This window comes from Xenococcus sp. PCC 7305 (assembly GCF_000332055.1).
Taxonomy (GTDB): domain Bacteria; phylum Cyanobacteriota; class Cyanobacteriia; order Cyanobacteriales; family Xenococcaceae; genus Xenococcus.
The window spans coordinates 47,195-68,835 of sequence record NZ_ALVZ01000220.1; the positions used below are offsets into that span (position 1 = coordinate 47,195).

At 39.2% G+C, this 21,641-nt stretch carries 15 protein-coding genes; 3 read left to right on the plus strand and 12 right to left on the minus strand.

The window, feature by feature from the left end:
* Nucleotides 1-17: 17 nt before the first annotated feature.
* The 9 genes from XEN7305_RS20200 to XEN7305_RS20240 form a co-directional block, all read right to left on the minus strand.
* Nucleotides 18-1,940: a mechanosensitive ion channel family protein gene (locus tag XEN7305_RS20200; protein ID WP_006511369.1), complete on the minus strand. Its 1,923-nt coding sequence runs from the start codon at nt 1,938-1,940 to the stop codon at nt 18-20.
* A 6-nt stretch (nt 1,941-1,946) separates the two neighbouring features.
* Entirely contained in the window at nt 1,947-2,300 is a 354-nt protein-coding gene (locus XEN7305_RS20205) for an STAS domain-containing protein (RefSeq protein ID WP_006511370.1), read from the minus strand.
* 62 nt (nt 2,301-2,362) lie between these two features.
* On the minus strand, nt 2,363-2,968 hold the full coding sequence (locus XEN7305_RS20210) for a hypothetical protein (RefSeq protein ID WP_006511371.1): 606 nt from the start codon (nt 2,966-2,968) through the stop codon (nt 2,363-2,365).
* A 236-nt stretch (nt 2,969-3,204) separates the two neighbouring features.
* Nucleotides 3,205-8,505 (minus strand): diguanylate cyclase domain-containing protein, encoded by a 5,301-nt coding sequence (locus XEN7305_RS20215; protein WP_006511372.1) that lies wholly within the window; start codon nt 8,503-8,505, stop codon nt 3,205-3,207.
* 173 nt (nt 8,506-8,678) lie between these two features.
* Nucleotides 8,679-10,391 (minus strand): lipoxygenase family protein, encoded by a 1,713-nt coding sequence (locus XEN7305_RS20220; RefSeq protein ID WP_006511373.1) that lies wholly within the window; start codon nt 10,389-10,391, stop codon nt 8,679-8,681.
* A 93-nt stretch (nt 10,392-10,484) separates the two neighbouring features.
* Nucleotides 10,485-12,296 carry a di-heme-cytochrome C peroxidase gene (locus XEN7305_RS20225; protein ID WP_052035212.1) on the minus strand — a complete coding sequence of 604 codons (1,812 nt, stop codon included), beginning with the start codon at nt 12,294-12,296 and terminating at the stop codon, nt 10,485-10,487.
* A 97-nt stretch (nt 12,297-12,393) separates the two neighbouring features.
* Entirely contained in the window at nt 12,394-14,466 is a 2,073-nt protein-coding gene (locus XEN7305_RS20230) for a CHASE2 domain-containing protein (protein WP_006511375.1), read from the minus strand.
* A gap of 183 nt (nt 14,467-14,649) precedes the next feature.
* Nucleotides 14,650-15,078, minus strand: coding sequence for a DUF4347 domain-containing protein (locus tag XEN7305_RS20235; RefSeq protein WP_006511376.1), 429 nt, complete (start codon nt 15,076-15,078; stop codon nt 14,650-14,652).
* Nucleotides 15,079-15,203: 125 nt separating this feature from the next.
* Nucleotides 15,204-16,766, minus strand: a complete 1,563-nt coding sequence (locus XEN7305_RS20240; RefSeq protein ID WP_006511377.1) for a YcjF family protein — start codon at nt 16,764-16,766, stop codon at nt 15,204-15,206.
* 99 nt (nt 16,767-16,865) lie between these two features.
* Here XEN7305_RS20240 and XEN7305_RS20245 point away from each other — a divergent pair, with 99 nt between their 5' ends.
* Both XEN7305_RS20245 and XEN7305_RS20250 read left to right on the plus strand, forming a co-directional pair.
* A complete protein-coding gene (locus tag XEN7305_RS20245) occupies nt 16,866-17,240 on the plus strand; it encodes a hypothetical protein (RefSeq protein WP_006511378.1) in 375 nt (124 codons plus the stop codon).
* A 182-nt stretch (nt 17,241-17,422) separates the two neighbouring features.
* Nucleotides 17,423-18,349 carry a hypothetical protein gene (locus XEN7305_RS20250; RefSeq protein ID WP_006511379.1) on the plus strand — a complete coding sequence of 309 codons (927 nt, stop codon included), beginning with the start codon at nt 17,423-17,425 and terminating at the stop codon, nt 18,347-18,349.
* 55 nt (nt 18,350-18,404) lie between these two features.
* Here the strand turns inward: XEN7305_RS20250 and XEN7305_RS20255 are convergent, their stop codons facing one another.
* Complete coding sequence (locus XEN7305_RS20255) at nt 18,405-19,490, minus strand: FAD-binding oxidoreductase (protein WP_006511380.1); 1,086 nt, start codon at nt 19,488-19,490, stop codon at nt 18,405-18,407.
* Nucleotides 19,491-19,529: 39 nt separating this feature from the next.
* Here XEN7305_RS20255 and mreD point away from each other — a divergent pair, with 39 nt between their 5' ends.
* Complete coding sequence (gene mreD, locus XEN7305_RS20260) at nt 19,530-20,090, plus strand: rod shape-determining protein MreD (RefSeq protein WP_006511381.1); 561 nt, start codon at nt 19,530-19,532, stop codon at nt 20,088-20,090.
* On the opposite strand, the gene XEN7305_RS20265 is transcribed toward mreD, so the two are convergent.
* Entirely contained in the window at nt 20,087-21,208 is a 1,122-nt protein-coding gene (locus XEN7305_RS20265; protein ID WP_006511382.1) for a succinylglutamate desuccinylase/aspartoacylase family protein, read from the minus strand. The genes mreD and XEN7305_RS20265 overlap by 4 nt on opposite strands.
* Nucleotides 21,209-21,269: 61 nt before the next feature.
* Nucleotides 21,270-21,470, minus strand: a complete 201-nt coding sequence (locus XEN7305_RS20270; protein WP_040898817.1) for an SDR family NAD(P)-dependent oxidoreductase — start codon at nt 21,468-21,470, stop codon at nt 21,270-21,272.
* Between the last annotated feature and the right edge of the window lie 171 nt (nt 21,471-21,641).

Consider the following 21,641-nt stretch of genomic DNA (forward strand, 5'->3'; position numbering starts at 1 on the left):
AAAATTGAAGAGTATTATCACTCTCGATTTCCCATAAACCAAGCTTTTAGGCGGCTTTTTACGCCCTGCTCTGAATTCGTTGACACAATATTTGTCGTTTCGATATTTGTGGTTGCGGCAAGGGCTTCTCCTGTAGATCTTGACTCTTCATCATTTTGGTTCTCAGCAAGAATTTCTTTTGTCAATAATTGTTCTTCATTATTTTGCGTTTCGACAAAAGTTTTCTCCGCTAATGGTGACTTTTCATCTTGGACTGCGACAAGGACTTCTTCTCTGAGCGGCTCTTGATCATTTTGGATTTCAGTAATAACTTCTTCTCTAAATGGAGGCTCTTCATTCCCGCTCCAACTAGGGTAATTATTTTTGAAGTAACGGATTATTTCCTGATAAATTTGACTACAAATACGAGTTCCCCGTTTACCATCCTCTAATCTGATGTCATCGACATAAAAGTTTAGCTCAAATTCGACGAAGACGCAATCTTCATCATGGCTAAGTCCTTTCATTTTCACTTGAGGTTGTTGCCATTGGCTTCTAATTTGTTTGAATCTTCCTTTGAGCCACTGGAGTAGTTCTAAAACACGATCATCTACCCTGGTTTCTTCTCGTTCCGGATTAGATATAACTTGCCACAATTTGTTGACTCTTTTGGTCAAAAGATTAATATTACGTTCCCATTGTTCGGAAATAAGATATTGGTCATCATAGAGCAAATTGGGGTCTTTTAAGGAAGCTCGATACCATTCTCTGACTAATTCAATTAAGCAATCTTCAGACTTTGTTTCTTTTAAGGTGGTTCCCGAAGAATTTTCCTCAAAATCTACAACCACTTTAAATCCAATTAATAATAATATATTCAGGTATTCTTGTTGGATATTGGCAATTTCTTCCTCATTTAAACCTCCTTTTTCGGCAAATTGGATTGTCAGAATCAGCGATTCTAAAAATGCGCCAATTTCTTCTAGTTTAGAATTGACTTCTTGTTCTGTTAACAATCTCAATTTACCAATACTTTGTTGTTCAACAGAAACCCCAGCTAATTCATTTTGGTAAAATTCCTCAATAAATCTTAGTTTCAAATCAATGTCACCTAAGGTATCTGGATGCGCTAGAATAATTTCTTCCATGATTGTCTTGGCACGATCTAAGTCCCAGGTAACAGGAATTTCAATTGATGTTTCGTAATAATAATAAGAAGTGGGGCGACTAAGATTAGTAATATTTTGACCCTGTAATTTACTGTTGGGAATGTAAATGTCACAGTGACTATCAAACATATATAGTTGCGTTACTCTCACCCCAATTTTTTTGAGCATGCCTAAGGAACCGTCTTCTAGGCACAGGACATCCCCAAATTGAAACGGAGTATCTATTAGGAGCACAATTCCACTAAAAAAGTTGGCTAGAATATCTTTAATGGCAAAACCGATAATAAAAGTGGCTCCGCCTAAAGTAACCCAGATTCCGGTAAGATCGACCCCAAAAGATTTAAGAACTAATCCCCCACCAACAATTAGGATGACGATAGGAGCCGCAGCTTCGATTATGGGCAACAATACATCGTCCCACATGACCTCGGTTTGTTGTGTGTAATCCCTAAGATAGTAGATAACAACTTTATTTAAAAGCTGAATAAGCCAATAACTAAATACGATGATAAGACTAGCTGTTAGAAGATTTTCCAGACTGGCAATTATCTCGATCGAGTCTAAGTGGCTGAAGCTAATTTTCAGCGCTAATAGCACAAAAATTGCCAGTGCTGGATAGGCCGAAGTATCTAGAGTAACCAGAGCAATATCTTTTTCAAATTGGCGAAACAGCGATCGCAATACGTAAAATAAAATTATATATAGTAGAACTGCCCCGACAGCTGCGATGAGCAAGCTAGCGATCACAAAGGCTCCGCTATTACTTTCAAAAGGGAGAAGTTCTTCTAACATAAAGAATTAGTCAATTTCTAGTTTTAAACTAGGTAGGAATTTTTGCAAGTTCTTCAATGACTTAGTCTGCCAAGACATTTTATTTGAGCCCAAAATCACTAATTGAATTGCTTTTTTTTTGCGTAAACCTAAAACAAATTTTGACAACATACTGATACCAGAACTATTAAGAAATTCTAATTTTTTTAGATTTAAAGTCATTTGTTCTGGTTCATCTGCTGCGATTTTATTTAATAGCTCGGCGATAGGGGCATATTCTTTGGGTCCCTTGAGGCTAAACAAACCGATAAAATCGACTAGGTTGGCATCGGAATCATATTGCACTATGTAATCTTGATCTTTAATTTCTTTAATTGTCATAATACTTAAAAGTTTTTAGAATTTTTCTTTAATTATTTCAATAAATTGTTTATTTCCTCATCTTATACTTTTATTTGCACCATCGTAGTTACAGTTAAAATCTGAGGCCGGACACTGACTGTTTCAAATTTCCAACCTAGTTTGGCTGAGTAATCATTAATCATGGTTAAATAACCCAATCCTGATGATTCGGTGTCCTCTTGCTCAAGAGTTTGTTCGACTTGGCTAACATATAATTCTTCAGGATCACAAGCAAGTAAGTTAACTAAAAAGATTTGAAATTTTTCCTGGGCTTCTATGCTAAGGCTATTTGTAGTGTGAAGTGTTATCGTGATCTCGGAGCTTTCATTGGAGCTATTCTCTAGAATATAAATTGCAAATTTGACCTTCATGTTGCTTTCTAAAAAATGAAATTTCATCGCATTTTCTAGCAACTCATTAGATAGGTAGATAACTGAACTCTTCGCCTCCTCAATTCTGCGATCGCCATCAGTCTCATTTTCATCTATTGGCAAAAAAGCAGAGAAATAATCAGCAATAAATTGAGCAGATATCCGATTGATCGACCATCTTTTCCTGACGCAATGAGCTGTGGGACTAAAGATAATCTCCAAAGAATCTCTTACATAAGGTAATACATCGAAGAATTCCCCAAACAGTTTGGGCATTTTTGAACCTCTTAAAATAAATTTATTACTGGTTCCGTATTATTAAAGTAATATTATCAACAACTGGCTGCTGAATTTTATGATTTCTAGTATTCCCTAATATAAATTTAAATTATTATTTCAATTTATTGCTGTTTGAGGATCTGACCTTGTTGATCCTCAAAGATTTTTTGTTTGCCAATATTTGTTCGGACATCATTAGAAATCTAAATTATAGTATCCATATTCTTTCCTCCCTAATTTGGCGTGGGTGGACTATAGAGACAATATCGATTCCGACCCTGCCGTTTAGCCATATATAAGGCTGCATCGGCCTCGCCAACCATCTGCTTGCAGTCGTGACCTGGGGTCGGTATTTGATAGGTTAGTCCTATGCTGATGGTAAGGAAGGGACTAACCTCTGACTTTTCATGGGCAATTTGAAACTGCTGGAGTTCATCTTGAATCCGTTTTGCGATCGCGCTTGCTCCTTCAAAATCTGTATTGGGCAGAACAACAACAAACTCCTCACCACCATAGCGAGCTACCAAATCAGCAGGTCGCTTAACAGCCTGTTTCGCTGCTTGGGCTACCTTCACTAAACAATCATCTCCAGCCTGATGCCCATAGTGATCGTTATAGCGTTTGAAAAAATCCACATCGAATAAAATCAGGGACAATGACTTCTGCTCTCGGAGCATTCGCTTCCATTCTCTAGCTAAATATTCATCAAAATAGCGTCGATTAGCAAGCTTGGTTAACCCGTCTAGATTTGCCAAACGCTCTAGTTCTTGATTGGCATTCTGAAGTTCTTTTGTCCGTTCCTCAACCTTTTTTTCTAGGGTATGGCTGTAATCTTCTAATTTTGCGTAGAGACGTGAATTTTCAATGGAAACTGCGGCTTGCGCTGAGAGTATCCTTAAAATTTCAACTCGCTCTGAAGTAAAAGCTCCTGTCGTCAGGTTATTTTCTAAATAGATAATGCCATTGAGTTTCCCCTGATTCAGCAAAGGTGCGCAGAGAACAGATTTAGTTTGGGTAGCAACAATATAGGGATCGCCTATAAATTTACTCTCAAAAGCTGCGTTTTTCAAGACTAGGCTTTCCTGAGTGCGCAGAACATAGTTAACAATAGATGTAGAAAGATGCGTGAGTTGTGTCGCCGCATTAATTGCATCTATGGGAATTGACTGCAAGATCTTAACTTCCTCTGAATCGGCAACCCCTGCCGCTTCAATGACCCAAGCATCAGGCTCTATACCTTCTCTGATTAATGGCAAAATCAGGATTCCGGTTTGTGCGCCAGCATTTTCAATCAAAATCTTCATTAAATTGGCGAGTAATTTATCCAGGACGATTTCGCTAGCTAATGCTTGGGATGCTTTAATAACAGTTGTCAAGTCTAGAACGCTAGAATTGCTCTCAGAAGAGATGTTACTAGTGGATTGAATTTCTTGTTTTGTGGTAGTAAATGCTCTAGAGAGTAACTGGGGATATTTCTTTTCCAAATCCTCTACTTTGCGTTGCGCTCCCCAGAGTTGGTAGCCATAGTGAGCCTTCTTTAGATAAAGCTGGGCAAATTCCTCTTTCCCATGGATTAACCAGAACTTGGCTGCTAGTTCATTGGCTAAGGCTTCATTTTGGATAAATTTATTTTCCGCAGCAGAGGCAATAGCGCGATCATACAATTCCATTGCTTCTAAATCTTGGCCTGCAACTCTCGCAATTTCAGCTTCGACTAGAAGATACCTATGGAGAAAATTTTCTGGGCAATTGTCAGCCCAAATTTTCATTTGCTTCTGATTACTTTCTATCTTGCTCCAATATGCTTGTTGCTCCGGGGCAGTAGCGCTAGAATAGATAGCCACTGAACTAAGTGAGGCATAATAATTTTGATCCGCTTCTGCTACCATACCCCGAATTAAAGAAAGTATCTTTTTGGCCTTAGTTGAGTATTCAAGGGCTAAATTATATTGATGAAAAAGATAGTGAGTATAGGATTTGCAGATATAGTAATAACAAAGAGAGAAGTCATTTTTTTGCAATTGACAATTTTCAAGGTATTTTTCCTCCGTTATTTCCTGCTGAACCAAAGAATGTTGAACATGAGTTTTACCGATTAAGTTAACTATTGTGAGTTGATAGGCAAATAATGTATCGTACGCCAAAATATTCTTGGGTTGACTAGCAAATAATAGAGAGTTGGGAATAACAGCCAGAAGATCTTGTAGATTTTTACCTTCAAAAAACCCATGCACTACTTGGGAATGTAAGATATAACCTACAAATTGTATTTCCCCAGATTCCAAACCCACCTTATAACCTTCATCATTGATAGCTTGAGCATATTTGCTATGTTTAATCCAATGAATAATATGATTCGCTAGCATGTTACAGGCTTTACACTTGTTCGCTAAATCGTTAAACCTCTCACTAATTTTCAGACCCACCAATCCAAATTCATAAGCTGATTGATAATCATCCAAACGGGATAACAATGTCGTTGCGTAAGACCCATAAGCCATTGCTGACTCTGGATGAGCACCATATTGAAAAGAAATATTGGCGCTTTTGCTACAAATTAAACCAAATAAATCTTGATTCAAAACATAAGCCGGCGTCAGCAGATTTTTAAGCAATTTTATGGCTATTTTTTTTTCAGGAATAACCATTTCTGGAGCATCACTTAGGGAAATAATGGGCTTGTCTCCCAAATTAGCCTTGGCTTCAATAAGTTCTTGGTTTAGTGCATCCAACCAATTATCTTTCGGTAAATCAATGCCAAGTAGTTTTAGGGCCTTGCGCCCAGCTTCAATGGCTTCTAGGTACTCTCCAAGCATGGTATAGAGCAGAACCAGAAAACTGTAAGTGTCAGCCTTTTCAATGGATGACCTTGCTTTTTCCAAGAGAAGCATAATCAAAAATTCAGCCTGCTCATAATTACCATTTAAATATTCAAGCTCTGACTTTTCTTGGGTTAGTTTAAAGGTGAGTTCATAATTTTCAGCCCAGCTATTTTTGCTGAGATATTCCATTCCTATAGTCACATATTGCAGCGCAGCGGCGTAAGCTGTAGCTTGTTTCGCTTTTTGACCAGCTTCTAAATTCAATGTTAGTAGTTCTGTTTGTTCTCGCGCATCGGCAATCAGCTCTCGACCCATATTGAGATGGTCTACTAATTCAAACAGCCTTGTCAAACGCTGTTGTGCGGAGAGATTCGCCAGCAAAAGTCTTCCTATTTGAAGGTGAATCGGTTTTTTTATATTTTCCTCAATCAAAGCATAAGCTGCTTGTTGAATGCGATCGTGACTAAATTTATAATCTTGAATTAATAAATCTTCGTCTAACTCTGAGATGGTTAGAATTAACCCTGATTGAACTGCTGGCAAAAGATGTTGGAAAACTTCTGAGGTGGATTGTTCACAAATGATAGATAAAGTCCTTAAGTCAAAAGATGCACCGACACAAGCCGCTAAACGTAAAGCTCGCTGGGTGGGTGATGGTAGTCGCTTAACTTTGCTAATCATCAACTCCACTACATTATCTGTGATGTCCATGGCTTTAATTTGAGCTATGTCCCATTGCCAACAGAGACGATCAAAATCAAACTTGAGCAGATTTTCAAGATGGAGAGTTTTCAGAAATTGATTAACAAAAAAAGGATTTCCTCTAGTTTTGGACATCACCAATTCTGCTAGGGGTTGCACCGATAGGCGAGCAGCAAAGCTGTCACTACCGCGAGACCTTTCGGTAGGCACTGCGCGATCAGCAAAGCTGTCACTACCGCGAGACCTTTCGGTAGGCACTGCGCGATCAGCAAAGCTGTCACTACCGCGATCGCAATATAGGGTCTCAGCAAGGATTTGAACCACACTATCGAGTGCTAAAGGTGCTAGGGTAATTTGATTTATAATGACCGCTTGCTTTTGCAACTCCTTAAGAGTAATCGTCAGGGGATGGTTAGAACTGACTTCATTATCCCGATAGGCTCCAATCAGAAACAGATATTGCGTGTCATTATCGGTCACCATCAGTTCTATCAACTTGAGAGTAGCCGAATCGACCCATTGTAAATCATCTAAAAAGATTACCAAAGGATGTTCTTGGTTGCAAAATACTCGGATGAAATTGCCAAATACAAGATTAAAACGATTTTGCGACTCGATTGGGCCTAAAGATGACACTGCTGACTGCTTGCCGATAATCAATTCCACTTCAGGAATAACATCAATGATCACTTGCGCGTTTGCTCCAAGAGCTGCTAAAAGTTTTTCTCTCCATTGGTTAAGGCTTTCCGAATTTTCAGTTAACAGTTGGGTTACCAATCCTTGAAAAGCAGAGGCTATAGCCGAGTAGGGAATATTACGCTGAAACTGGTCAAATTTTCCAGAAATGAAATGGCCACGCTTTTCGGTAATCGGTTTATGGATTTCCTGCACCAACGCCGACTTACCAATGCCAGAATAACCAGCAACCAGCATCATTTCTAATGGAACCTTGTTCTCCGCACGATTTAATTTTCCCTCTAGTTCCTGAATTTCTGAGCCTCTTCCCCCAGCCGCTACTCTCTCAAATGCTGCTAATAAAGTCTCTATTTCTTGCTCTCTGCCGTAGAGTTTTTGGGGAATTTGAAAATTGTCAGATATATCCTGAGAACCCAGAGGAAACTCTTCAATTATGCCAGTTGTCTCTAATTGCCTAAGACATTTTTCTAAATCGGCTTTCAGTCCCCAAGCACTTTGGTATCTAGACTCTGCCGTTTTCGCCATCAGTTTCATAATAATGTCTGAGATGACAGTGGTTCGAAAATCATCATCACCATGCCTTTCTAAAAGTTCACTGGGCGGTACCGGCTGTTTCGCAATCTGACAATGAACTAACTCCATGGCATCAGCAGTAGGAAACGGTAATTGTTCTGTCAGTAGTTCATAAAAAGTGACTCCCAAGGAGTAAAAGTCTGTGCGGTAGTCCAGGGAACGATTCATCCTTCCCGTTTGTTCTGGTGAAATATAGGCTAATGTACCTTCCAAAACATTGGGATGTTTGAGGGTAGGATTTTCGCGAGTCAGAATTGTAGACAGACCAAAATCAATAATTTTTACCTCTTGACTGTCTGGATTAAGGACGATATTAGACGGATTAATGTCTTTATGAATAATATTCGTGGTGTGAATTTGACCTAAGGTTTCGGTAATTTTGATAGCGAGGCGGAGAAATGCCTTAGTTCGCTCCGCAACGCTTTTAGCTTGCGGGAAAAGAGAGGAATCATTCATCAACTTCTTTAAAGACGATGCACCAAAATCCTCCAGGATGATTGCTAGCGTTCTCTGATAGGGTTCTAAGCTATAAGCTTTGATGACTCCATCTAAATTTAAGTTGCGCGTGATTTCATATTCTTGTTTATAGCGTGTCAGTTCTTGTGCTGTGGGATAATCTTGTTTGAGGACTTTGAGAATAAAGGAGCGACGATCTGACTCTCGACTACCTCGATACACTTCTGAGTTGGCACTTTCATAAATTTTCTCAGTAAGAAGATAGTTGGCAATTACTCGTCTCATGAATGTCTCTCTTATCTGTTTTCTATCCCAACCAATGTATGTAATATGCCCAATTTTCTAGAGAAAACATCCAATCAATCAACTCCGACCTCATCAGCAAAAGCTATATAGCCAGCTCAATCACAATAATTCTCGACTCAAGTGCTGAATTCAGAATTCAGACAATAACAAAGTTATGCAGTTATGCTGTTGGGAATATTCGCAGGATCCATGTGGGGATAAGGGAAATCTCGATCTCGATTACGTCTCTCAATTTCTTTTGAGATTATCTTTAACTTGAGCTGAAATTTCTGGATAACTTCTTTCGCTTGATCATCAAATTTTTCTAAGGGATAGTCACCCAGCCGATTAATCTTAAAGCCCGTCAAATAGAAGAGGTAAGTTTGGATCAAGGTCGTCAACTTATTTGGAGACAATAGCTTAATTAAATTTTCTTTGAAAATAGGTTTGTTCAAGTCGGTAATGGGAGGCTCATAAATTGCAAAAGGATTATTAGGCATGAAGGTATGGTACTCAAATTGACTGTAATTAATACAATTATGTTTAGCTGATACTAAGAAAATAATGTTGGCGATTATTTCAACTAAATCCTTGATGGTGGTGAATTGTGTTGGAAAGCCATTGATCTTAAAACTGCTTCCAATTTCATCAGCCCAAGCTTGTAATTCAATGTCCTCTAATACATCCTGCTCAGATTTGTAATAGAGCCTAATATATTCATCTACAAATTCATAAATAGTATCCCAAACAAGCTGACCATCATCTCGATAGGGATAAAATAAGTTAGGGTCATCTACCTTCCGCCGCTTAATATCCTCGAAAAACATCTGTTCCCGAAAATTGTACTTTTCCATAGCTTGGCCAACAAAAGCGACAGTTGTATATTGATCAGCCGCAAATAATCGGGTTAGAGCCGTTGGAGGGGGATCGAAGTATGGAAAAAGGTTGTTGAGTAAAAGGGTGATTTCTGTATGAGAATAAAGCAATGCATAAAGTGGATGGTTATAAGCAAGGTTACGATAAGTTCCTAAAATAATTCCCTCCATCACAAAATGCAGGAAGACAGCATGTGTCCAAGTATCTTGAAGGTTAGCATCAGCAGATTGGGCATAGGCTCTTGCCATCAACCAATGATTTCCATTAGCTGGGGTAAAGACAGGATTCTCAGAACTTGTCGGTTTTTCTGCGTATAGTTGTATCGCTAGTGGTTTAAGTAATCCGCTGTCCTGACGATAGTAAAGGGCGATCGGTGTGGTGCAGTATTTTGTCTCACCATCAACCAACCCAGGATTGTCAGCAAGTTTTTTCAAAACCGAGTAGTCTGTGACATATAATCGGCTATCTTGCAATGCTTCCTCGTAGGATTTAGGGGTCAAAAACTTAACTATCTCTTGCGCCTGGAAGGTCTCGCGTAAAGGGTTTTTTGGCGTTAGTCCTTCAATTAAAGTAGGATTTACCCCCGCGACTCTTTGTAGTCCCAAATATACATCATCATCAAAATTATGTAAAAAGCGTTTAAACGGATAGGGGTAGAAGGAATAAAGGAAATAATCCTGAAATTCGGGGAAAGGAAATCCTTTAATCAACATTTTCAACCAGGCCAGCAAGACCAGCGGCACGAGAGTTGTCCATCTGACAACTGACTTGAAGAAAAATTCAAAACTAAATGGTACTCGTTTCGGCCACCACAGGACAAATGCTCTTAACAAATTTATTAATTTTAGATATGTGGGCTGTTTTTTTTCTAAATACTCAGGTAATTTCAGCCGAGCAATATTCCCACCAAGTTTATATACATACTCATAGAGTTTGCGCTGTTTGTCTAAGTAACTCTTTCTCTTTTTTGTATCTTGTCGATCATGTTGAGGCAAAACTAATTTATTCATGGGAAATCTCTCCTGAGTAATTGTTTCAAATACATTTCGTAAACAGACCTAGATGAATGCCCTGTCGTAATATCCTCTCAATCGAATTTTAGATTAAAGAGTTTTTAGATATGCTATAAGTTCCCACTTCTGATCGTCCGTTAGATGAACCCCATACTCATGACCTTGGTTAGAATTTCCTACCAAAGAAGTATCAAATTTAAACAGGGAAATATCGCTAACTTTTGCATTAGAAATATATCCGACTTTTACTGGATCAAACTCTCTGTTTCCGACATAAAAGACTGCGGAACGCTCTTTTTGAGATAATAAAAGTTCGTATAGATTAGGTACAGAACCATTATGTAAATAAGGCGCAGTAGCCCAGATGCCGTTTAATGGGCGAGCTTTATATGATGCTCGCTTGGCCGCTTTTTTAGCATTTTTAAGAGACGAAATCTGAGATGCTTTTGAGAGCACTTGATATTTAGAGAAGAATCCTTGTAAATTAGTAACTTCTTCGATAGATTCTACAGAGTTAGACATTTCTAATCCAGCTGCTTTAATTGTCGCTAATGGATGTTTTACAAGAACCCCTATAGTTGCATTTAGTAAAGGATTCAAGGCAGTGGTTCTGGCGGGGATTTGTTCAAGATTGGGAATCATCCCCAGCCGACCTTCATACTTTCCGGCTTTTAGTTTGCGTGCTAGGTTTTCCAATTCTTTAGGATCGGTTTTAACTTCTTTCTGAGGTATGAGTTTTGCCTGGTAAGGAAGTGCTTGATCTTGACGGGAAATCACCGTGTGGCATCGTAAGCAATACTGGTCGTAAAGTACTTTACCTCGTTCGGCAAATTCTTGGTTAACAGCAGGTAAGTACTTTTCTGGCCATCGTGGAGAACGTAGTTCAGCAACCCATGTCTCAATCTTGCCCAAATTATCGATTTTCACAGAAGAATTATAAGCAGGCAATCCCTTTTCCAATAACCCAGTCAATCCTTTATTTTTGGGAATATCAATAGTACCAAATGTGCCCAGCACCTGACCTGCATTACGAATTAAAGTTCCCAGCTCCCATGGTCCATTCGGCGTAAAACCAGGCCATTGAACGACATCAGATTGATGAGTTCCCCAAAGAAAAGGGTAACTAACAGGTGCATCAGCGGGACGTATATTTTCAGGTAGGTCATTGAAGGTCGCCATCACCTCGTTAACAATAGCTCCAACTGCATCAACTCGGGCAAAGCCATAATCGGTTCGGTCGGAATAATCGTAGTTGATCTTGATAAATTTCTTTAGCTTTTGGGTTTGCCCTAGTAAATTGCCTCGTAATTTTGCCAAGTCATTTGAGTTGGGCTGAAAACCCAATACCTTTTCCGCAAAACGAGCAAACTTTTGTTTCTCTTCATAGGTTGCATCGAGTGCCTTAACCAAGCTAATTTGGAAATTCTCAATATCCCCGAGAGTTGGTCCCCCATCAATCCGAATATTAGTGCCTTGATAAGTGATCTGACCGGTGTGACACAAAGCACAGCTAAAACCGACCCATTCTTGTCCTTTGCTATCAACATTCTTGACAAAGCCAATCGGTAATCCATCAGGATTCAGTTTGCTAGGTTTAGTTGGTAAATAACGGAAAGCATTAATATTTGCGTCAGAACGGAATAATTGTTGACTTGAGGCTTGCTCAAGAGCGAGGAACCATGAATAGGGCATGAACCTCGATCCTTCATCTGTGAAATAGAATAACTGCTGGGCTTTCTTTGTCCATCCTTGCTCTAGATAAACTGTGTTACCTACAGTATCAGCTAATGCTTCTCCTTCTGTAATTCCTAATAACTTGTGGGTTAAATTTATGGAATATCCAGCAAGCCGGCAAACTAATAACAGGATGAAGAACATTATCAGAATTTTTTTACCAAACATTAGATTGTTATCCCTTTTGCGCAAATTGCAGCTTCTGTGGCAAAACTAACTAGGTCAGTAGGATAGCCCTTAATCTAAAAAATGTCACAATCAAAATCTATTGCTGTTTAAGTATTACTAATGTCATGTCATCAAAGATTGTTTGTTTGCCAATAAATGTTCGGACATCATCAATGACTGCTTGTTGAATTTCTTGAGCTGTATATTGCCAATTTTGACTAATAATCTGACAAAAGCGCTCCATCCCATATTGCTTTTTATCTAGATTGAAAGCTTCGGTAATCCCATCAGTGTAGAGAACTAGACCATCACCGGAAGTCAACTCAAGGCTAGTGTAATCAATAAAATCGGCAATATCATCATCGATCCCAATCGGTAAACCCAAATCCATCGTGTCAATATGTTCAATAGTTCCTCCAGTACGCACGACGAGGGTTTCTTCATGTTGTCCGCTGATTGTCACTCTGCCCTTTGAGTAGTTGAGAATAGATAAAGTCAGATTTTTCTCCGAGTTCATCCGCAGTACGTTCTTATATATAGTTCGGTTGAGAGCATCCAAAAACTTGACCGGATCGCTTTCTTTGATTTCCTGGAGAGTCCGGACTGCTGTTTGGGTCATCATCATCACAATGCCACTTTCTAACCCATGACCAGTGACATCCCCAATCCCGATTGTTAGTAAACCGTCACTGTATAAAACATCGTAATAATCGCCCCCCACTTCATCTGCAGTTTTCATATAGCCAGCAAGTTCGATGCCTTCAATAGCGGCCAGTTCTTCTGGTTTAGGTAAAACCATTTGCTGAAGTTGACGAGCAACATCTAATTCTGCACCCATGCGGAGATTTTCTTGGGTCAGTTTAGCATTGAGACTTCTAATTTCTTCATTGGCATTAGCTAGTTCGACAGTTCTTGCTTGAACTTTATCTTCTAGGCTATGGGCATAATCTTTCAACTTGCGGCGGGAAAGCATCAGATTTTGCCATAAAACAAGGCCAATGCTCACTATTGTGGTGCTCACCACTGCGAAAAGAGGGGTAAATACAGGAATTAGCCAACCTAAGACAAAAGCTCCATAGGAGACAGTAATAATAATAACTCCTCCAAGAACAATGCCTAAGACTGCTAACCAGCGTTTTCGGAGTAAGAGAGCGCCGAAAATATTAGCATAGCCAGACCAGAAGATGATCCATAGCCAATTAAGAGGTTTTACCGTCGCTCGTAGCATAGGACGATTGTCTAGGGCAGCACTAATAATTTGACTTGTGAGGTTGGCTGTGATGACAATTCCCGGCATTAAATCTGTCGGAGTATGTAAGCTACTGTTATAGGGTGTGGCATAATTGTCATTAAGGCTAGATGCGATCGCACCGACAAGTACTAGGCGATCCTTGAAAAAGTTTTCGGGAAGGCGATCTTCGAGAATTTCTGTCAGAGAAATATGAGTGAATTTATCCAACTCTCCACGATAGTTTAACAGAATTTGATAACCGCCCATTTCTTCTTGGTGATATTCACCATCATTACTAGAAAGAGGAACAAACTTGGCCTTCCCTACACCATAAATCTTCCGCTCTGCATCAATAGCTTCGAGTTCAATTCCTTGCTGTTCTAAATAAAGCAGTGCCATTTTCACGCCCAAGCCTTGAATTACTTCCCCATCGGGTTTTCCTAAAAGGACAATGCCACGCCGCGCCTTGCCATCAGTATCCAAAATAAGATCGTTAGCTGCAACCTGACCAAGTTCCTTTAAAATCGGAGATGGTGCGATCGCCTGACCCGCAACTTTTTGAATTCCAATCAAGTTTGGCGTATTTTTAAATTGTTCGACTAATTCTTGATGCCCAGGCTCTACAGCTAAATCTCGATAAATATCCATGGCGATCGCCCTGGGGTTTTGGACTTTAATCCGGCGAATCAATTCAGCCATTAACAGATCTGAAATGGGCCATTGCTGAACATATTGAATATCTGCTTCATTAATAGTAACGATCACAATGCGATCTTCTATCGTTTCGTGAGGACGTAGGCGAAAAAACTGATCGAGAGTTGCCCATTCTAGAATCCGAAAAATGCCCGCATTACTCCCAATGATGATCAAGCCTGCCACACAAGGAACAATCAGCAAATTACTTTGCCATTTTAGTATTCGTTTAACTTTTTGCCACATTAGATTTTAATTGGAGTCAAATTAAAATTCTGTTTAATAGCATTATCCCGATACTATCTAAATTTATACTAAACTACCCAAATTTATACAAATAGACGGGTGTGATCGCTATTGACTCTGAGGCTTCGACAATATTTCTTGACTTTTCACGAAGAATCGCGATCTCGAATGTTCAATCAAGCATTAGGCGGCAAAAGTAATATTTGCTCCTGTGAGGACGTGAAGTTTGACCCATAACTCTTGATCAAAAACAATATTGCAACCATAAATTATTATTTCATCAATACCCCATTCCAAAAGTTGTTGTTTGTATTGAGCTATAGTTTCAGAACTTAAGTCAGTACCACCTAAACGTAAACCATTAGGAGCTCCATGCGCTATCAAATGCAGGGTGCAATAGTCTCCTGCTGCTAATGTGGTAGTAATTTGAGTAATACTATCTTGATGTTGGTCTAACAATAATACTTCTGTGCCAGCTTTGGCATCTTGCGCAATTTGATGGGAAGCTGCGACTGCTGGATCAATCACTACTAAAATTGTGGTTCTTTGGATAGTTAGATAGTCATTGGTCGCTTTTTGAAGATTTAAATAATCGTCCTTAGTTAAAAACATAATAAAAATTTAAATTTAAGCCAAATTGCAGCCAATCTAGCATCACAATTCAATTTCAGCCACATTAAAAGAACAGAACATATAAAAAGCCAGAAAGCCTATAAAAAGCCAGAAAGCCTAATTTTTTACCAATCATCTTCTGCTACTGGTTCCAATTCTTCTTCTTCCCAACTATCTTTCATCGGTTGCACTACCTTAGAAATCGCATCCTTAACAAAAGACTTCATAAATTCATCTTTGCGAGTTAGTTGAAACTGCTGCTGCACAACTTCGCTCATGCCGCCATCTCCCCAATTGCGATCGCGTCTAAAATATTCAATAAAACTTTTACCGGCAATTCGAGTTAAATAGGCAGCTGAAACCCCTTGAATAGCTTTGCCGACAATATAGGTAGCAAAATGAAATTGTAGTGCTCTGGCTAGCAAATCAACTGTACCTTTGACAACTCCTAAACTAACTAGGGTTTTTCCTAAGGACAAAGCCAATTCTTTGCCTTTTTCGAGATCTAATTCACAACCATAAACTCGTCCAATTTCAATTACCATTTGGGCATTAACTGCTGCTGTGGCCAACATATCTACCACGGGCAAAGGAGTGATCGCAATGACCCCGGCACCAATCCACTGATAGCGGTCAATAATTTTATCGGCCTCTCTGCGTCTTTGGCGATCGATAATTTTTCGGGCATCTTCTCCCAATCTATGGGACTGCAATAGGATATTATCGGCAATCAGATCTGCACCCTCAGCCCGTAAAACAGCAACTAATCTCTTAATGAGAAGTGCAATTTCTGGTTCAGGTGTAATAATCTCACCACTGCGTAATTCAACAGGTTGCGGGTTGGCTGCGATCGCAATGACATCGGAACTAGCAATGAAACTTTTAACAGTTTCTTGTAATTGCCTCAAGATCGTAGCTTGATCTTCTTCTGTGTAAAGATCGCTTTTATTTAAAATGAGTAGCGATCTCTTACCCAAGTTTGCCAAATCGTAGAGTGGATTATATTCCGACTGCCGCAGATCGTTATCCACCACGAACAATAATAAATCTGCTTCGGTCGCCAACTCTCTGGCCAACTCTTCTCTCTTAGTCCCGGCAATTCCTGATTCTAAGATGCCCGGAGTATCCGTAATCAAAATTTCCCGAGCAATTCCTTTGAGTTTGAGGCTGTAGGTTTCTCCTTCGGTAGTCGTTCCCATTGTGGCATTGACATCTCCCATAATATCGCCAATCAGACTATTAACCAGAGAGGTTTTACCCGATGAACCTGTACCGAACACGACAATACGGATCTCTCCACGCTCCAAATCTGCCTCGATCTCCTGCGATCGCCTTAAAAATGCTTCTCTAGCAATACTGTCTTGGATGTTTCCTACTTGTTGCCCGATCGCTTTGAGATTCTGGGCTGCGGCTTGAGTCTTATCGGCAGGAATCTTGGGATTAATACGACCGGAACGAGACCTTTTGCGAGAACCTTTTTTGCCCGTATAAAAATTGAAATAATAAATAAATCCTGCAATTAATAGTCCAATTAGAACAATTAGTAATAAAAGTAGAAAATTGGCTAAAAAAGGAGCAGTAAAAGAAACCTGAATATAAAGTCGGTACAGGGATGCTACCAGCCAAATCGAGAGTCCCAATATCAGGCTCAAACCAACAAATAAAATCAGGAGACGGATTAAAGACATTAATTCAGTGATCAGTTAACAGTGATCAGTTAACAGTAAACAATTATCATTTATTACAGCTAACATATTTATGTGGTAGTAGTAATTATCCCGAAAATTATGTTTGGCAAATCTTCTCGCGAAACTTCAAAGACAGAAACTCCAACCGTACCAGAAGTTGACTTCCCTTCTAAGCTTAATTCTGATGGTGATTTCTCCCCCAATCTGCCTTTTTCTGAGTCTGCACCAGAAACATCCACCCCAGAAACTCCAGAAGTAGCTAATTCAGAGCTAGTTAACAATGTAGAAAAAATTAGTCGGATTGTCTCCCCTTATTTTATTGTAGTTGTCGGTTTGTCTTTGTATGAAGATAACTTCTTGATCGGTGGAATTCTAATTATTGTAGGCATTCTGTCCTTGTTTAAAGTTTCTCTCAAAGATCTAAGTAATGCTTTTAATTCAGTAAAGAACTTTCTTGGCCTAGGCGATAACTGAATCAACAGCCGCAGAAATTTAATCAGTCATCAGTTGTACTAAAAAAAATTTTAATTGTCTGAGTCGATATTTTTGGGAAAGTTATGAATAGACTAAAAACTATAAGTTGCTACCTTGAAATAGTAATTTGTCTATGCTAGAATCACTCCAACCATAAACTACATCTGAGCGATATTAGTAAGATGATTCAGAATCTAGATCTTCAATCGAACTCCGCAACTCAGTGGGATGCCGACACTTTGTACTATGAATTCTCAGCAGCTGTGGCCCCCAAGCTCCCAGCAATTCCCTGTACAAGTTTTGATGCCGAACTCCATCAGCAAGGTCAGACCAGAGTTATTCCTCTAGATTTGTCTGGGCAGATGCAATCTGTCGCTCCCGCTACTACTCCTTTAATCAGTGCTTATTTTTTGCGGATTCGTGAGCAAGAAAGCCTCAAGACAAGTTCCCCTGCGACCGCTCAGATGTTTTATGTGCTCCGAGGAAAAGGAACTACCGAAACCGAATATGGCACTATCGAATGGTCTAAAGGCGATTTGTTCACCTTGCCAAGTTGTAGTGGGCTGATCCATTCTGCAAGTTCAGATACTGCTATCTATTGGGTGAGTGACGAAGCCTTAGTAAATTATTTAGGCGTGACGGCGACCAAACCACGTTTCAAGCCTAGTCTGTATCCAGGCGATCGCATTATTGCAGAATTAGAACAAATCGCCCAGGAACCAGGAGCGAAGAAGCGCAATCGTATCGGGGTACTTTTTGGCAATAAGGAAACTCAATTAACTCGTAGCTTGACCCATACTCTCTGGGCATTGATGGTTTATCTGCCTGGAAAATCCCAACAAAAACCCCATTGCCATAATTCTGTCGCGATCGATTTAGTTGTTGAAGCCCCAGAATCGGCCTATACATTGGTGGGCAAATCTTTGGATGCGGACGGTAATATTGTTAATGGAGAAAGGGTTTACTGGAAGTCGGGCTCTGTGTTTGTGACACCTCCTGGACTTTGGCATTCCCATCATAATGATTCTGACCAAAATGCTTTGTTGCTTCCAGTACAAGATGCGGCGTTTCATTCCTACATGCGAACTCTTGATCAACGCTGGAGTTGATTATCAATGTCGGTAGGGGCGAAAGGTCTTTCTCCCCTAGGAATATGAAATGGTTCTAAGAAATCAAGTCAATAACTTCTTTTGCTGTAGCAGGAGCCAGTAAAACTCCGTTGCGATAATGTCCTGTTGCTAATAAAACATTTTGATAGTTCGCTAATTTACCAATTACTGGGGCTGGTTGTCCTTGGGGTCGGGGGCGTTTGCCAGACCAAGTTTCTAGGATGGTTGCATTTTTCAGCTCAGGACAAAAGGCGATCGCGTCTGCTTTCATCTTCTCTAATAACTCTGGTTCTGCGATCGCATTACCCAGCTCGTCAGGAAATTCGACTGTAGCACCGAGCCAATATTCTTGATTGCCAAGAGGAACAAGATGGATATCATTGCCTGTAATGACTGGTTGAAACTCAGCTAATCCTAGATCTTGATTAACTTTTAGTTTCATTGCTTGTCCTACAACAGGACGTAAATCTAGTTTTTGCGATACCGAATCGGTAAGGGGAGTCGAGCCCAAACCCGCCGCCAGGATCAACCAATCTGACTCCAAATTTCCTTGACTGGTCATGATCCTCTGGGAATATTCTTCTTGAGCAGAGGAGAGGATTTTATTGACGCTAACACCGAATTTAAACTCAACCCCATTATCAGTTGCCGCTTCGACTAAGGCTTTTGTCAAAATTTGAGGGTTAATTTGTCTGTCTTGAGGAGAATAGACAGCAGCAACAATTCTTTCATCTAAGATTTGAGGACATTGATTAGTTAAATATTCTCTGTCCCAAATTTCCAATTGCCAATTGTTATTCTGACGATTTTGTTGTAATTGTCGCCATTTTTCTAAATTATCACCTTCAAAGAGTAGTTTAACGATTCCTTGACGATTTACGGGAATCTTAACGCCTGTTTTGGCCTCTAGTTCAGGAATCAAGGTTTCATAACGCCGCAAACTGTAATCTCGATATTTCCAGGCCCTGCCTTTTTTTTTGCCACTAATTACTCCCATCAATACGCCTAAAGCTGCACCAGTAGAACCAGAGGCGGGAGTTTTTTGTTCGATTACCGTAATCTCCAATGAGGGAATCAGACTCAATTCATAGGCGATCGCAGCACCGACAATCCCACAGCCAACAATTATAATTCTAGTCATCTACATTTTTTCATTTCGTGGTTAAGCTTAACTCAAGCTATGGGTTCTAAGCTTGATTCCCTATTACCCATTACCCATTACCCAAATATGGCGGTCTATTTATCAAATATTTTTATCATATTAAGTTCAGTCACATTCTGTTCATTACTACTGCTGTTAGATTTTCCAGGAATAGAAATATTAGGAATTAGCCCCAATTGGATTTTAATTTTGGTGATTGTTTGGAGTGTCAAAAGACCAATTTGGCAAGCTGCGATCGCAGGTATTTCATTAGGCTTAATTTATGATGGTATAACTGTTGCACCACCTTCTCATATTCTAAGTTTAGTAACCGTTGGAGTCATTGCAGCTAGCTTTAATAAACAAAAATATATAGGAGAAGATTTAATCTCGGTTGTTATAATTACCTTTTTCCTCGCAATTCTTGCAGAAACTATTGTGGCTTTACAATATATTTGGGAACAAATGCTACCTGTTTCCCAGATTTGGCAAGATTATCAGAAGATAGTAATTATTTCAGCTTTGATTAATAGTCTTTGGACTCCTGCCATTTATTTTCCCTTGAACAAATATTGGAAAAAAAGCAAATTAATTAATTAATAATTTAAAATATCTAAAACATATTCTCCTTGATTGACAGATTGATTGGTAGATATATCGAAGATAATCCCATCTGTTTCTGCATGAATATCGATTATGCTTGGCAATTCTTGTTGTTTGTTGAAAGTTAATAACTGATAAACGCGATCTCCTGCTGTAACTTTAGATCCTAATTCTAGACGATTTTGAATCATCCCCCCTGTCGGCGCATAATAACTTACTAAATCTTTTCTGGAAACGAGTCGAGTCGAGTGAGAATGATTGATTTCTATATTTTGTAAAACTTTTTTAAAAGCCAAATAATTTTTAATCCCAGAGACCCCTTTAGCTACAGATTCAGGATTTATTGTCATTCCCGAACCCAATTCTAAGGTCCAGGATTCGATGTCAAGTTTAATATCTTTGCCTAGTTTAGTAAATTCATTTTCTAATGCTAACCAAGGTTTAAGAAAAGCTTCATCAAAAGCATCCCCATCATATTTATCCATGAGAATTCCGTAATCTAAGAGAAAATACTTAGCATTATTCTGTATTTCCCGAAAACAAAATGTAAATTCAATTGCCTGGTTACTTGAACTGTGAATATCAATCACATAGTCAGCATCTAAACATAGAGATTGTAATTGATAGCGATATTGTTGTCGCCAGGGAACGCCACTTGGTTTTTGGATTTTTGACAATTGTTTTGCCCAGGCAGTTTGCATTTTTTGAAGATAGTTTTTGCGGATTAAGGCGATCGGATTATGCATCTGCGATCGCGCAAACTCTTCTAAGTCAGAACATTCTTTTTCGTAATCCCAAAAAATGCGATTCCAATTAATTCCATCATAACTATTGAATCTTCCTGTAGAAAAAAAATGTCCTCGTTGATTTGTCCCCAAGGGATTACAAACAGGGACTAACCAAATTTCTCCTACTATGGCAGATTCTTCCAAACCAGAAAGAAAATTAATTAGCTCATAAATTACCGAATTACCGACAATTTCTGCTCCATGAAGATTGGCTTGAATATATACTTTTTTGCCTGTTGTCTTACCAATAAATTTGTAAATTTGAAGAGCTAATGTGTCACCAGATGATAGTTTTAGCAACTCAATAGTAGAAATTTGAGGGAACATAAATTAATGAGTAATAAGTAATAAGTAATAAGTAATGAGCCCCTGATGGGGAAGTCAAGAGTCAAAAGTCAAAAGTCAAGATAATTTTTATATGATCTAAATTAAACTCTTGGCAATTGTTTTGAACAGGTAACAATTCTTGCTCCCTGCGAGCAGAAATAATTAATTTCGCTCCTTTTTTGATGGTTTCGTAGACCAGCGCTTCTCCAATGCCGGAAGAAGCTCCTGTGATCCAAACTACTTTATCTTTGAGTTGAGTCAAACTAGGTTATTCCAATTAAATTGTTTAACGGGGCTTCGCCCTTGAAGGCAGAGGGCAGAGGGCAGAAGGATAAAATTACTTCTAACTTATCCCTTTAGGTTGAATTCCTCCACTTCTTTAAGTGGAACAGGGCATAGTGGTGAGTCTAATTCTCCCACTATGCCAGTTACC